Origin of the sequence: Paraglaciecola sp. (assembly GCF_030730205.1) — a bacterium.
Classification (GTDB): Bacteria; Pseudomonadota; Gammaproteobacteria; order Enterobacterales; family Alteromonadaceae; genus Paraglaciecola.
Genome location: NZ_JANQVQ010000045.1, coordinates 22,575 through 37,736, shown reverse-complemented (window position 1 = coordinate 37,736; position 15,162 = coordinate 22,575). Strand labels below are relative to the sequence as shown.

The 15,162-nt window shown below is 43.5% G+C and carries 12 protein-coding genes; 1 reads left to right on the top strand and 11 read right to left on the bottom strand.

Annotated elements, in window-relative coordinates; genetic code table 11:
* Positions 1-22: 22 nt before the first annotated feature.
* The 3 genes from NWQ57_RS04090 to NWQ57_RS04080 form a co-directional block, all read right to left on the bottom strand.
* Positions 23-1,165, bottom strand: a complete 1,143-nt coding sequence (locus NWQ57_RS04090) for an RNA polymerase sigma factor (RefSeq protein ID WP_306020817.1) — start codon at positions 1,163-1,165, stop codon at positions 23-25.
* Entirely contained in the window at positions 1,162-2,100 is a 939-nt protein-coding gene (locus tag NWQ57_RS04085) for an alpha/beta fold hydrolase (RefSeq protein ID WP_306020815.1), read from the bottom strand. The genes NWQ57_RS04090 and NWQ57_RS04085 overlap by 4 nt, the downstream gene beginning before the upstream one ends.
* Positions 2,101-2,230: 130 nt before the next feature.
* Entirely contained in the window at positions 2,231-3,214 is a 984-nt protein-coding gene (locus NWQ57_RS04080; RefSeq protein ID WP_306020814.1) for a S9 family peptidase, read from the bottom strand.
* A gap of 462 nt (positions 3,215-3,676) precedes the next feature.
* Between NWQ57_RS04080 and htpX the strand changes: the two genes are divergently transcribed.
* Complete coding sequence (gene htpX, locus NWQ57_RS04075) at positions 3,677-4,549, top strand: protease HtpX (protein ID WP_306020813.1); 873 nt, start codon at positions 3,677-3,679, stop codon at positions 4,547-4,549.
* 59 nt (positions 4,550-4,608) lie between these two features.
* Here the strand turns inward: htpX and NWQ57_RS04070 are convergent, their stop codons facing one another.
* From NWQ57_RS04070 to NWQ57_RS04035, 8 genes are all read right to left on the bottom strand, one after another.
* The gene (locus NWQ57_RS04070) at positions 4,609-5,340 is read right to left on the bottom strand and encodes a HugZ family protein (RefSeq protein ID WP_306020811.1); all 732 of its coding nucleotides are present in this window, start codon (positions 5,338-5,340) and stop codon (positions 4,609-4,611) included.
* Between the two features lie 17 nt (positions 5,341-5,357).
* The gene (locus NWQ57_RS04065) at positions 5,358-6,140 is read right to left on the bottom strand and encodes an ABC transporter ATP-binding protein (protein WP_306020809.1); all 783 of its coding nucleotides are present in this window, start codon (positions 6,138-6,140) and stop codon (positions 5,358-5,360) included.
* Positions 6,133-7,221: a FecCD family ABC transporter permease gene (locus NWQ57_RS04060; RefSeq protein ID WP_372340883.1), complete on the bottom strand. Its 1,089-nt coding sequence runs from the start codon at positions 7,219-7,221 to the stop codon at positions 6,133-6,135. The genes NWQ57_RS04065 and NWQ57_RS04060 overlap by 8 nt, the downstream gene beginning before the upstream one ends.
* A gap of 1 nt (position 7,222) precedes the next feature.
* Positions 7,223-8,068, bottom strand: a complete 846-nt coding sequence (locus NWQ57_RS04055; protein WP_306020807.1) for a hemin ABC transporter substrate-binding protein — start codon at positions 8,066-8,068, stop codon at positions 7,223-7,225.
* Between the two features lie 46 nt (positions 8,069-8,114).
* Entirely contained in the window at positions 8,115-9,233 is a 1,119-nt protein-coding gene (locus NWQ57_RS04050) for an HmuY family protein (protein ID WP_306020805.1), read from the bottom strand.
* 15 nt (positions 9,234-9,248) lie between these two features.
* On the bottom strand, positions 9,249-11,198 hold the full coding sequence (locus NWQ57_RS04045) for a TonB-dependent siderophore receptor (protein WP_306020803.1): 1,950 nt from the start codon (positions 11,196-11,198) through the stop codon (positions 9,249-9,251).
* Positions 11,199-11,478: 280 nt separating this feature from the next.
* Positions 11,479-13,809 (bottom strand): bifunctional diguanylate cyclase/phosphodiesterase, encoded by a 2,331-nt coding sequence (locus NWQ57_RS04040; protein WP_306020802.1) that lies wholly within the window; start codon positions 13,807-13,809, stop codon positions 11,479-11,481.
* 271 nt (positions 13,810-14,080) lie between these two features.
* On the bottom strand, positions 14,081-14,878 hold the full coding sequence (locus NWQ57_RS04035) for an ABC transporter substrate-binding protein (RefSeq protein WP_306020801.1): 798 nt from the start codon (positions 14,876-14,878) through the stop codon (positions 14,081-14,083).
* Positions 14,879-15,162: the final 284 nt, after the last annotated feature.

Below are 15,162 nucleotides of genomic sequence, written 5' to 3'. Positions count from 1 at the left end.
TTAAGATATACGATTGCCACTGTTACAGTGGCAATCGACCGCTATTTACTAAGCCAATCAATAATCCAGCAAAACCCATGCCTATACCCAGCACCATGCCCCAGAGGCCACAAAAGCGTTGGATCTTTCTACTGCGCAATTCTTTTGGATCAAGGCTTGGAACTGAATAAATCTCGATTTCAATTAACCTATGCATTCTTCTCACTAAGACAATAACCCCAGCAGCAAATAGCGAATAAGCACAGACAGGTGCCCACCATCCTGCAGTTAACTCATAAGCTAGAGTGAGCAATATGCCACCAAAAAGAATCCAGACAGTCATATGTTTACGGTAGTGTAGAACCTGTTGTTTGGCTTCCTCGCGACTTATTTTTTTAAGTAACAGTACCGTACTGAGGCGGATGGCAATGATACCAAAAAGTGCCCCGAACATTGAGCCGCCGAGTAAGGCAGCAAATTTAGCCAAAAAGCCTGATTTACCGCTCGCCGCACTGCCAGCTAGGGTGGCGGCAGCTACTGGGCTGCTGGTAGTGAGCGCGCCCAAAACTAAACTACTCAATCCAATGGTTGGCGCAGTAGACAACAATAAACGGCCATGTTTAGCCAATATCTGTTCTTGTAGTAATTTTCTGACTCGCGACAGCTTCTGCCTAATATTGGCTTCGCTTTGTTCTAATAATCGGGCGACTTGCTGGCTTGATTGGTCTTCACGGTAATATAGCAACACAATTTCGCGACTTTCTTCAGGTAGTTGCTGTATAAAATCACGGACAATGGCACTTTGTTGGTCGCGTTCAAGGGCGACATCTAACGTTTCTTCAGGGTCGCAAAATTGTGATAGCAACAAGTCCGCCTGCACACTGTCTAGTTTTTGTTTTACTTTGTTGTCACGTAAAAAGTTTAAAGCTTTGTAGCGCGTCATTTGGCGTAACCAAGGCAATATGCTTTTGCTGTTTTGCAAACTATCCAATTGTTGCCAAGCGCCAATGTAGACTTGCTGCGCCACGTCTTCACTGCTGTCTAAATCTTTCACAATTGACAAAGCAATGCTGCTGACCATCCTACTTGTTTGTTGAATTAGGCGTGAAAAAGCCTGTTTATCACCTTGCTGAGCCATTTCTACGTCGGCGAATAGTGTGTCATTTAGGTTAGAACTGATGCTCATAATGTTGCTCCTAAAAACTCACGTATTTGTGCATTCAGCCATTGTGGGTCATCAAACATAATAAAGTGACGTGACTGAGTATTCATTTTAAGTTTGGCCTTAGGCAGCGCCGCTAATTGCTCTTGATAAAGTTGCTCAGCTGCTGCTTGTTGCGCCTTATTATCAAAACCACCAGAGGCACCTAGCAACATTGTCGGTGCTTTTATGTTGGCAATATCTTGGCGTAAATCCGTGCTTAACAGCGTGTAAATGGCTTCACCTACTGTTGTTGGGTCAGACGTCGCTATCATAGCCATGACCTTGGCTTGCGCTTCTGCGCTGGTCGCTTGAATAGCCAAACCGTAACGACTTTGCGCGCTGAGTTGCTGCTGGGACATTAACTGATACATGTCTCTATACTGTGTTGCTTGTGCAGCCAAACTTGTCACCGTTGATGTATTGCTATGGGTAAATACTGGGCCAATATAGGGTAGGCCGTCAATGGAGATCACCGCGCCAATACTATCGGGTTGGCTACTCGCTAACCAAAACGCCATAAAACCCCCCAAGCTATGGCCTATCACAGCTGGATTTTGTAACTTGTTTTGCTCAATATAGCTGAGCAGTTGCGTTTTAACGTCATGCAAGGAGGGTCGCTCAATGGCAGGTGTTTTGCCAAAGCCCGCTAGGTTTACTAAGTGCAGTTGATAATGCTTGGCTAACGCTGTACTTAAACCTTGCCAAACGCGTGCATCTGACATTAACCCCGGGATCAATATCACCGGTTTACCTTGGCCTACCACCCTCACCGTAAATTGATTCTTGGACCTTTCTTCAGCAAACACGAGGCCATTAGCCAATAGCTGAAAAACGATTGAGGCGATAAATATTGTCGTGAATATAAGCTTAAATTTGAACGATCTGCGGATACATATAGTTTGCAGTAGGGTTTTCATCTCTAGGTCTTCCTTTAACGTTGTAGAGTGGGTACAAAGTAAAGGCACGACGACTAAAGAATGTGTGACAAAAATTTTGTAAAAAACTAAAAATTGCTGGTACAGCGAATTAGCCGGTTAACATCACCAACTACTTAGGTTTAAGGTAGTTATCCAGCCAATTGATTGTCAGCTCAATCAGCTCTGACCTATTTTTATCTAAGCCATGATTACCGCCAGCAAAAATAACCAATTTATGCGGGTAAGCTTGTTCACTCAACACTGCGGCCAACATAAGTGATTGTTCAACATTCACGCGCTCATCTTCTGAGCCATGCACCAATAAAATTGGCATATCAGCTGGTAGCCTATCGACCCATTTTATTACTGAGCGTTGGGCTAGCTGGTTAGCTCTGTCGCTTTGAAAATCCGGTATTCTGGCCTGATAAACTCGCTCCATTTCAGGGCGTATTGCTAAGGCTTTTTCTGCATCTGCGTTACCGGCAATGGCCACTATCGTCTTAACATTTTTTAATTTTTTTGCCGCTAGATAAGATTGCATAACACCACGGCTCCAGCCAACCAATGCAATGTTAGCGCTATCAACATTTGGTATAGATTCGGCTAATGTAACGAGCGCGATAACATCGTTTACATCATTGCCACCAAACTCATCGTTACCATTATTTTGAATAAAACGCGTACTGGCACCACGATATTGACTGCCAATCACCACATAACCGTGCGTTGCAATGTCGGCAATAAAGTCCATCTTTTTATTAAAACCCACGTACCCAAAGTCAGCGTTACCGCCTCGGTTAAAAATCACAAGTGGTAACTTTTTATTATCATGCTGTTTAGGTTTAAGGTAGTAACCTTCGATGGTTAAACCGTCAACCTGATACGTGAAATCGACACATTCCAATGTGTCTTTTCGCTCATTGAATTTACTTTTTGGAAAGTATGCTAAGAATCGCTCTTTGTTAAAATTCTTTTTTGTAGCTGAATAAGCGAACCAACTTTCGTGACTCTCAAATGATCCTCTGAAACAGCTTCTGGAATCGTTTATCCCATCATTAGCGTGGCAAAATATGCTTATTAAAGTCAGATAGAAAAAGACTAAAAATAGCTTCATGCAACATTCCTTTTGAATATGACTTCTGCTTACACCGAAGCATAAAACCGGCTTTACTTTAAGTATTTAAATTAACCGACTGTGTTATTTTATAAAAGTCATTAGTAAGTGCGCCTTCGTTTACTTACTGTATTTATAGTAAGGATAACTTGGTATTAAGCAAAGCAATGATGCTTATAGAAGTTCCGAAACTTAAAAGTGGTTAATTTTTCTAGAAGGAGATACCAGTTTTTATGAATGGAATGACCGGTTTTTATCACTTATTATCATCCCTACTTCTGCCATTGTCTCGACAGTCTATGTTGCAGTAAACAATGTATACCACATTGGTGAAAAACAGATTAAATGTGCTGACAAAACCTGATTGAATGCAGTGGGTCCAACACGTGAAAATATTTTTCTAAATCACTTGTGCCGTACATCAGTTAACTCCATATCTCAGGAATCAACTAAGGAGTAAATATGTTCAGAATTCTGTTGTTTCTCGCCACTAACATTGCTGTGATGGCACTGATTAGTTTGGTGTTTAGTTTATTTGGATTTCAGGGCTTGTTAGCGCAAAACGGCGTTGATTTAGACTTGCAAGCCTTGTTGGTTTATTCGGCAGTCATCGGTTTTAGTGGCTCGATTATTTCTTTGTTGCTGTCTAAGTTCATGGCCAAACGCACTATGGGTGTTCATGTCATTAAACAGGCCAGCAATGAAACTGAAAGGTGGTTGGTGCAAACGGTAAAATTACAGGCAGAGCGTGCCAATATTGGTATGCCAGAGGTGGGTATTTTTGATCATGCCAGCCCTAACGCCTTTGCCACTGGCTGGAATAAAAATGATGCCTTGGTTGCAGTGAGCACAGGCTTGTTGCACAACATGTCAAAAAATGAAATTGAAGCGGTGTTAGCTCATGAAGTGAGCCACGTAGCGAATGGCGATATGGTGACCTTAACCCTCATCCAAGGTGTGGTAAATACCTTCGTGGTGTTTTTGTCTCGCGTGATTGGTCATGTGGTTGACCGCGTGGTGTTTAAAGTTGAACGAGGCCATGGCCCCGCGTTTTGGATTGTGTCTATCGTGGCACAAATTATATTGGGTATTTTTGCCTCAATGATTGTGATGTGGTTCTCTCGCTATCGTGAGTTTCGCGCTGACGCAGGCGGTGCCAAGCTAGCGGGTCGTAACAACATGATTGCTGCGTTACAACGGCTCAAACAAAATCAAGATGCGCCCCCTTTACCAGATGAAATGGCCGCCTTTGCAATTAGCGCGGGTAAGGTACAAAAACTGTTTTCTAGTCACCCACCGCTTGATGAGCGAATTAAGCAGCTCCAGCAGGGTTAATCGTTTTTCAATAAAAACTAGGGCGTAGAAACTGACTTCTCGCCCTAGTGATGATGCCGTTAGGCCAAACACAAGTTGGAGGCTAAGGCTGCTCTGGCTGCTTGGGTTGAGTCTACTAACTGCTGTCTTACTTCTTGTGCTGTAGTGCAGTATGCTGAAAAAGGGAGATAGTAATTATGCGTGTCGGCGCGAATATGAGCCCCTTCTTGGAAGCTTGAAACCATCATCACCGAACTGGCTTTATAGTTAAATTGATGGGCGATTATAGCGCGCATCGCATCCTGATGATCCTCATTCATATGAGCCACAATACCGTGGCTGATTTGCTGCCAATTTGTGCTTGTTATTAGCCAATCTTCTTTGCTTATCCAAAATATCTGACCGAAGCCACCAATGAAGCGCACCCTTTGCACGTCGATTTGGTAAAGCTGAAAGTCATGGGTTTGTTTGTAGCTCTGTGATTGCGGGAAAAGTGCTAAATATTGCACCATCAACTCGTCACTATCTACTGGCTTGGCGTCGCCTAATAGGGTGACTCGACCTGCAGCTTGAGAATCATCTTCTAGCGCATCAAATAGGGTCATAGACACTTTAGCATCTGCTTTAATATTGCGAGTATGCTGGGCTATTTGACTGATGTAGATAATGATATTGCCCTCGTTCGTCATAAAATAAGGCACTATTGAGCCAAAGGGATAGCCCGGTAGCGACACAGAAAGTGTACTGAGCACCCCCGAATGTTGCTGGCGAACAAGGGTTTTAGCATTAAAAATATGATGTTGGTTCTTCATTTCTTATCCTATAAAAATCAATGGGTAATGTAAGGAGCTGCGCCAGTTTGAGTTATCAGTCTTGGGGTGATGCCAAAACACTGCCTCAAATTTTCGCTGGTAATCACTTGAGCGACGCTGCCTGACGCCAAGCAACGTCCGTTTGCCAGCAACATGACTTCCTTTGCGTATGGCAGCACTAAATTGATGTCATGGCTTACGCAAATAACGGCCAAGCCTTGCTGACAAAAGGAATGCACAAGGTCCATCATGGCTTTTTGAAAACGAAAATCGAGGGCTGAGGTGGGCTCATCCAACAACAATAATTTATCCTTGTAGTTGGTGATTTTTTCGTTTTGTTGTGGCACTAATTGAATTAAAGCTTTGGCGATAAACACCCGTTGGCGCTCACCGCCTGACAAGGTTCGAATATCTCTCCCAAAGAGATGGCTGATACTGAGCATTTCTGCTATTTCACATATAACAGCACTACTTTGTTGTTGGCTTTCAAGCTGATTTGCACGGCCTAATTGCAGAACCTCTTCGGTTAGAAAAGCAAATTGCAGTTGGCTATGTTGATTGACATAGGCCCGGAACTTCGCCAATTGTTTGATGTGCCATTGATGTAAATGCACCCCATTAAAGAGAAGTGTGCCGCGATAGTGCTTATGTAAACCAGCAATACAACTTAATAAAGTGGATTTTCCACAGCCATTTTCGCCAATCACAGCAACAAAATCACCGCTTTGAACGTGCAATGATAGATCCTCTAATAAGTGAGTATTTCCGTGATGTAAAGAGAGGTTTTCGAGTTTAAGCATAGACACCTCTCGACTTGTTTCTCGTTAATAAATACAAGAAAAAAGGTGCTCCAATAGCAGATGTGACGATACCAATGGGTATCTCTATTGGCGCAAATAACGCGCGTGAAATAGTGTCAGCAACCAACATTAGGATGGCGCCCAATGCGCCGCAGGCAGGCATTAAGTATTTATGGTCTGCGCTAAATAAGGAGCGCGCAATATGCGGTACAACTAAGCCAACAAATCCGATTATACCGCACAATGCCGTGGCTAAGGCCACTGAAAATGCCACAAGCCACAAGACTAAGCGCTTGTATTTACTGACATTTAGACCCATACACTGTGCCTCGTTTTCACCTAAGGCTAGCATATTAAGTGCTTGGCGCAGGTGCAAAAACAGATAACATACAGGGAGGAAAAATGCGCCTACAAAGACGACTTTAGACCAGTTTATGCCACCAAGGCTGCCCATGGTCCAGTAGGTGATTTGACGCAGCGCATCATCATTGGCCATATAGCTGATGGCACCAATATGGGTAGTGGCCACGGCATTAACAGCAACGCCTGCTAAAATTAAAGTGGAAATGGCCATGCCAGCGGGGCTTCGTGCAATCACGATGACCAACCATACGGCAAGTAGCGCACCGAGAAAAGCTGCCAACGCAACCAGATAATAGCCACTGAAAACAATATCAGGAAAGTGATTAGTCACTGCTAATACACTGGCCGCCGCCGCCGCGGCCCCAGCAGAGATACCAATTAAGCCAGGGTCTGCCAAAGGATTTCTTACCAAACCCTGCATAGCACAGCCAGACATGGCTAATAAGGCACCCACCAACATGGCCATTATCATTCGCGGTGCGCGCAATTCGGCAAAGATATACCATTGAATTGTTTGCTCTTGACTAAGGGCTTGTTGGTGAAATTTTTGTAGCACAATATCCATCAAGACCGATACAGACTGCTGAACACTGCCAGTTTGTATGCCGACAAGTAACATGCAAAAGCCCAGCAAGGTGGCGATTAACAGGCTTTTTACTTGCTTCTGTCGGCGCTTTTGCAAAATCAACTGTAATTGCTGTGTTGGTATGGTCAGCATCTTAGTCGACCTGTTTTTCTATCAAGGCAGCTTTGGCAATTATGGCTTGTAGCGCCTCTGGATACCTAGGTGATAAACCCAGCGCACTGCTACTTTCCATGGTGGTAATGTTGCAGTTTTTGCCGGCCTTTGTCGCTTTTAAGGCGGGGTGTTGGCACAAAGCCAATCTAGCTTGCTCACTATAAACATTGTGGCTGGCAACAAAAATTAAGTCAGGGTCAGCCCGTAAAATAGACTCATTATCCATCACCTTATAGTCTTGCATATTAGCCGCAGCATTCACAATGCCGGCATCATCAAATAAGGCCTGGGGAACCGTATTGCCACCTGCTACGGTTAGCCCCCTTTCACTTGTGGACATCACAAACAAAGCGGTGGATGGAGCAAGAACATGTGCCTGAATTTTCAATGCAGCGACCTTTTTATCAATAGCGTTAATCAGCTGTTGTGCTTTGTCTTGTGCATCAACTAATACAGCCACGTCGCGTATCATGTCATATAAGCCACCTAGGTTGCGTTGCTCGCCTAAAATCGTTACCGAAACACCTGCCGCGCGCAGTTGTTCGGCAAGTTCTTCAGGTCCGGTAGCTTGTGCTCCGATCAAGTGAGTCGGTTGAAAGCTTAATACACCCTCAACACTCAATTGCCGAAAATAACCCAGTTTGGGAAGGTTTCGAGCGGCACTGGGAGACAAACTGGTACTATCCGTTGCCACAATAAGGTCTTGTTTATCTAAGGTGTAGATAATTTCTGTGATGCTGCCACCGGCGCTAACAAGGCGCATAGTTTGACCGCTATGGGCTATCCCCGATACAAACATGAAAAAATATAACAATGTCCTGAACATAGATTACTCGTGTTAGTTGAACGGCGAACCTCGGTTCGCCAAGGGTTTATTGCGTAGCAAGCGGATCAAAACGGAAACTGTAGTTACCAGAGGTACCTACTTCATCGTAATAGCTGGTGATTTGCAGTTTGTAATAGGCGGTGTTGGTTTTGATCACATACACCCCGTATTGCGACCACAACAGATGTCCACCATCTAAACCATATTGATACCAAGGTGCACTATCAAAGGCCAGTTGCTCGGTAACATCAGGCACAAAGCCATAAAAGGCTAAGGCTTGACTATCAATGCCAGTATAAGTGTTTTCGGTATCACGTAAGGCGGTAGCGTCTGGCGCAATATGAATAGAGAAATTTGCGCCTGTTACATCGTCAATGGTCACGCAGGGTAAAGTGATATCCCAAGCATCGTTAAGCGATAAACTGGCGCCAAGATCAAAATCCACATAGATATCATCGCTGCATTGGGATGTGTCTATCACAAGGTCGGTTTCAGCAGAAAATTCAGTTTGACCGTCTAAGGCACTTTGGTGCTGAACACCCAAGGTGATTGACGACATGGTACGTCCTGCGGTGGTGAGGGCTTTTACTCTAAATTTAGTAAAAGCGTCATCTGAATTGACGATAAAATACTGGTCATCAGCGGCGCTCACCACGTGGGTGGTCATATCATAATGATAAAATTTAGCGCCGATGACATTCTCTTCAGAATCACCAGTAAACGCTTCGTCTGCAGGTATGTCGCTGGCACTTATCGCCAGATAATCCGCTAATTCTGATTCAGCGTTAGCGGCGATAAATTTTTCTGCTATTGGGCTGCTATCGTCTGCGAAAAAATCGCTGTTAACGGCGGTAAAATACATACCTACGGTGTTGTCTGCATGTTTGTTTAATGACACTTTGGTGCGGTTAAATGCCACATCCCATGAGCTGTCATTCCGCGCTTGCTCATCAGTTAAATCAACCACAAGCCCCGCATCTAAATCAAAATATACCGTCTTAGGGTCCCCGGTTGAGCCGGTGCTAAAGGGGCCAGCAATTGTGCCTTCTGTCACTACCGGATCAGCAGGCTCAGGCGTATTGGGTGTTTCAGCTGTGTCGTTGGAGCTCCCACAGGCACTGAGAAATATCACCAAGGTGAGGCTTGCTAAATAACTGATCTTCATATGTATTCCTTGTAGTTAATAAAATTGATAAGACATGCCAACAAAGATACGTCGGCTTGAAAGGGGCCTCACATCTAACAAGCCAGCCGCGATCGCATTGCTGTTTTGGTGGTTGTCAAACACATTGTCGATGCCAGCGTTCCAGCGCCAATTTTGGTTAAACTGTTGACTGATATTGAGGTTAAGGCTTGTCCAATGATCCCTAGCAACACCCACTTGCTCCGCAGTGGGATATTCGCCACTTTCATACACCAAATACGCTAATGCATTGAAGTCGTAGGGAAGTTGCCAGTTCACATTGGCTTTAATTTGGTGAGTAGGTCTGTCGCTTAGGTGCTCACTCTTGTTATTTGTGGCATGCAAAAAGCTGTAACTGAGCTGATAATCGAGTTCGCCCCAGTTAAGTTTGGCTGTTAAATCAAGCCCTTTTATGTAAGCTTGATTGATGTTGTAATATCGCGAGATCAACAATCCACTGGTGCTTGAGGCCTCAACGTCGGTCAAGGTTGCGATAAAATCGTTGGCTTTGCTGTAGTGTAAATTAGCGCTTAAAGATAAGTGCTTGGTTGGCTCAGTTAAAGCTCGTTGATAGCTTACTTCGAGATTGCTACTGAGCGCGGTTTCGGGCTGAAGTTCTGGGTTGCCCAGCACCATGTAACCAAGATTGCTATGATCAAAAATGTAAAAACGTTCTTTCAGGGTGGGGACTCGATAACTTTGCCCTACACCGGCTCGAAATTGCCACTGAGCGTCATCGGTGCTAGCTAGGTTATACAGGCTGTTTATCCGCAGTGCTGAATGCCAACCAAAATCGCTATCTTGCTGAACACGAATACCTGCCAATAGTGAGTGCTCATCCCACTGCCAACCTGCTTGTGTGTAGGCTTCAACACTATTTCGACTTTTATTGTCTATTTCAATCGTTGCTGATTCACTTGGCGAATTAGGGTGTTTCTCTTGATATAGCTCATCGCGGTGTAGTACCAAGCCAGAGATAAAATCGAGAGAATCGAGGCTCCATTGATATTGGCTGTCAATTTCTGCCAAGGTAATATCTGCGTCGCGTAAGCCATTTGAATCGCCACTGGTTTCATTGTGCTGAATATAGCGGCCTTGTACTTTCCACCACTGAGCTTGGCTTAGACTGACATCTTGTTGCCATTGATTTACTTTCGACAAATACCCGATATTGCTGTTTTGCCCAGGTAAGGCGTATCGCACTTTATATTTATCTTCGCTTAAATAACGACTTTTTAGCCCTAGCGTAATGTCGTTTAGTTGGCGACTTAAACCAACGTTGACAAAGGATTTATCGTTGCTGGGGGCACTTTGCGCAAGGCTTGTTGCATCGTAATCAAAACCGGGGTCATCGATTTTTTGTAAATTTAAATTGGCGTGCCATACGCCTAACTGTTGATTGACATCCAATTGAAGCTGATGAGCAATATCGCCTGAATCTATCGCATTGTTGGCATAACTACTGCCTTGATAATGCATTGTAAGACGATTTTTACGCTGTTTACGGCTAATAATATTAATGACACCACCCATTGCTGAGCTACCGTACAGCACTGAAGCTGCGCCCCGTAATACTTCAATTCTTTCAATGTCCACCACACTGATTTGATCAAGGTCAACCGCCGCACCTGTTGGTGAGATTAGGGGTTGGCTATCCAGTAACACTAATACATGGTCACCATCAAAGCCTTGCATTTGCACGGTATAACCGTCTTTTGCATTGCGTTTAGTTACAATGCCAGGAATATAATTTAGGGCGCTCGCTAGGGTCCCTTGGCTCACTTGCTGCAACTGTGCTGCACTAATAACATCAATGCTGACAGGGCTTTGTGCTTGAGATATCTCTGCACGAGTGCCAGTAACAACCAATGTTTCCATATCGCCAGCATGTGCTACTAGGCCGTGACTGATATATAACAGGAGACAAACAATAGGGGGGTTTTTCATCTAATCTAAATGCTAACTATTCTCATTTGCATTTAATCTATCACAAGTACCCTGCTAACGGTCAAGCACAATCGAAAATTTTGGTATTAAAATATTTTAGGTAATCACTATTATTGTTACTAATCAATTACTTAGGAAGAGATGAGGCTTTTGTAAAAGGAGCAAAAGGATGATTAGGCAAGGTCAATCACTTAAGTGCTACGCAATGTCTAGCAGCTTAGTCGGATTAAGGGCTCCCAAATAGGCGAGCTTCAACAATATAATTACTGCACTGTGTCTGTTAAATATGGGGAGGGGCAGGAGCAAATTCCGCGATGTATTCGGTGACGCATTCGGCACTAATAGGTTTTGAAAATAGGTAACCTTGGGCTAAATCGCAATGGAGTTTAGTTAAAAATACTTGTTGTTGCGGGGTTTCCACACCCTCTGCAGTTAGGCTGAGGTCGAGAGATTTTGCTAATAATATGATTGACTGCACGATCGCTTCGGCTTTGTTATTGCTCTGTTCAAAACCTAAAAGTTTGACAAAAGACCGGTCTATTTTGAGTTTGTCTAAGGGAAAAGAATGCAAATAAGAAAAAGATGAAAACCCAGTGCCAAAATCATCGATAGCCACGGTACCGCCAGCTTGGCGAAACTCACTTAACACACCTAATAATTCGCTGCTTTGATTCATCAAAGCGGATTCAGTCAATTCCAGTTCCAGGCGATGCTGAGCCAATCCAGAATCAACCAACGCTTGATGAATGACTTTATGTAGCCTTATATCTTCGCACTGCACCCCTGAAACATTGACCGCCACTCGTAAATGCTCAGGCCATAAAACAGCGTCCCTGCATGCTTGTTGCAATACCCAAGCCCCAAGCTCAATGATCAATTTGCTGGTCTCTGCTAGTGGAATAAAGTCATCAGGCGAAATGAGTCCTTCGGTAGGGTGTTGCCATCTTACTAAGGCTTCAAAACCAACTAATTGGCCAGTGGCCAAATCGATTTGTGGTTGATAAAGAAGAAAAAATTGCTGATTAACAATGGCGGATTTTAAATCGATAAGCAGCTTTTGTTTGAATAAAGCACGTTTTTGCAGTTGTGGGCTAAAGAAGCTGAGCTTGTTCCGGCCCGCTTCTTTAGCGTCATATAGCGCGATATCACTAGCATTTAATAAATCAGCCGCAGTACATTGGTCATCCGGCGCAAAACTAATACCAATACTTGCCTTCATTTCTATTTTGTATTCTTGCAAGGTAAAGGGCTTGGCAATAGCAAACTGTAAATGGTGTGCAAAAATGGTGGCGCTTTCCTGAGTTAATCCTTCTCGCATAATAATGGCAAATTCGTCGCCACCTAAACGAGCGAGTAGGGCGGATGGCGGAATAATTTTACCTAATGTCTCAGCCAAGTGGACTAATAATTGGTCGCCAGCATAATGCCCCAAGGAGTCGTTTACTATTTTAAAATTGTCTAGGTCTAGCATCATTAAATAACATGGCGTAACGTCGGCCTTGTTGGGCACCAAGTCCCTTAGGACATTTAAAAAATGATAGCGATTAGCTAAACCCGTTAACGAATCAATATTGGCCAGCCTTGTCATCTCCAATTCGCGACTATAGGCGGCGGTAATATCTGACGTTACGCCGCGCCACCCCACAAATCGATTACGCTCATCAAACAACGGCTTCGCTTTTAAAGACCACCACCTTTGCTGTTCATTAACGTTAACTTTTAACCGGAGATCGTTAAAGGCCAACGGCTTTGCCAGAGCGTCTGTAATTTTCTCAAATTCAGTTTGGCTATACTCGTTATTTACTGCCAAAAACGTTTTGATAATGTCTGCTACGGGCTGTTTTTTTAGCTCTTTTTCAGTTTTGCCAGATGCATTAATTAATTGAACAGAAACATGGCGTAAAAAACCTTTACTGTCTATTTCCCACAACCAGTCATTGGCATTTTCTTCAAAATCGTGGAGTAACAAGCTGATGAGTTCACCCTGCTGTTCGATTTTGGTTTCCGCTATTAATGAGGTAACAAATTTGCGGGAGGTGACCAATACCGTAACAATAAGAAATAACGAATACAGCATTGATATGAGCCCCAAATCGCCATGCCTGTCAGAGTAAGATAACAGTAAACCGATACCTAAGATGCCTGGCAGTAAAGCGCCCCATAAAACACCCGCGATGGGCATGCTAGCAAACATCCAGCATCCTGTAGCAGAAAATGCAGCAGCAGTACCAACCAAAAGAATGCGATGGTGATCTTCAAATAAACCAAACATGGCTAGGCATAAGGAGGCATACAGCAAGGCTGCGACACCTAGATTGAAGGTCAATATCCAGCTGAGCACGTTAATATTATGGGGTTTGATCTTGTGCCAAACAAATCGTCGCCATAACACTAAGTTAATGCTTGCAATGATGATTAAAAACAGCGCCCAAACCCCAAGAGCCCAAAGGTTGATTTGCTGCCAAGTTGTTACTAGCCCTAAGCCAGCAATAAAGTAAGTGGCAAAACTAGCTAATGGGATGACATTTAACACCGCGATAAACTGACGGTAACGGTAGTAATGTTGAGTTTTTAAATCAGCAGTGGGGTCATTGCAACATGACTGCAGCATGTTAAGAGGTTTACTGATCAATGAACTTAATTTGATACGACACTCCGAGACTACGTAAACGAATCATTAGCCTAATGGCCCATAAAAATACCAGAAAATTAAATGTAGTTAAGTGCTAAAAAGATGTCACTTTATTATGTTAAAAAATATACCGATTTAAACGGATTTATTGTCGGCTCGCCCAACAGTCTTAAGCGCCCCTTAGAATCGCTGGGCACTAAAAAGCATTGAGCCTGCAAGGATACCTTCGAACAGGGTGTTGTTGATATTATTACGGCCCACTGGCGCGGTTTTTTGTTACTAGTGTTTCGATAAAGCCATTTTTGACCGCTTTATTCAAAGCCGTCTCAATAGCGGGACCTAAGTGTGTGTACTGACTTTTTTTCGACAAGCCGACATACACTGCTCCAACTGGATTCAATTCGTCAGGTAGATCAAGGTGCCTAAAAAGATGCTGCTCTTGATTTTGCTGTTCAATATTCGAGGTGTTGGACAACGGAAGTAACACCCCATCAACGCGTCTAGTCTTTAATAAGTTTAGGGCAACCTCTGCAGAGTTGACAAAAAATGTGGAAGAACCGTTAGTCTTTTTAAATATGTCTTCTAATTTGTCACCGTAAGCATAGCCACGAACCAAAGCAAAATCGAGCGCCATTAGAGCATCAACAGAGTCGATGGTGTAATTAGAATCTGCTAGTACCACAAACTTGATAGCGTTTTGATTTTTAAGGTATTGATACAAATACAATGATTTTGCCAAAGCTGGGTGATAGACCAGATTAGTCATAATATCCACCTCTCCTTTTTGAATGAGTATCAAACAACGGGCCGAGGGAATAGGCGCTAAATGTCTGATCTCGAAGCCAACTTCTGTGGCGAGGTACTGCATTAATTCAAGACTTTTGCCGCTGGGCTTAGGAGGAGAGCCAAGCATTTGATGGGCGCCATTAATATTGTCAAAACACCAATCAAGCTTTGCTGGTTTAACTTCCTGCGCCAGAACATGTTTGCCTAAAAACATAAAAAAAAGAGAAAAAATTGCGTAGTAGATGGGTAAGCAATTGCGCATTGAACTGTCCTTTGTAGCAAACAAAAATGGCTTGCACTAATGTCTTTGTCGCATGGTGGTTAAGTTTACCATTGAGTATCTAAGGATGTGCTCAGACATTAATATTAATCAATTATCATAACCGCTTAACACATGTAAATCTCTGTTATTCAGTCAGGGCGTTTTTGTATTAGATAGCGCAGGTCAAATTTTCAGTTGATGGCTTTTTTAACAATCGTCAGAAGCGTATAAACTCAGTGCCAAATGTTGCTCAGAAGCTGGTAGAATTATGCCTTACCAAAGCA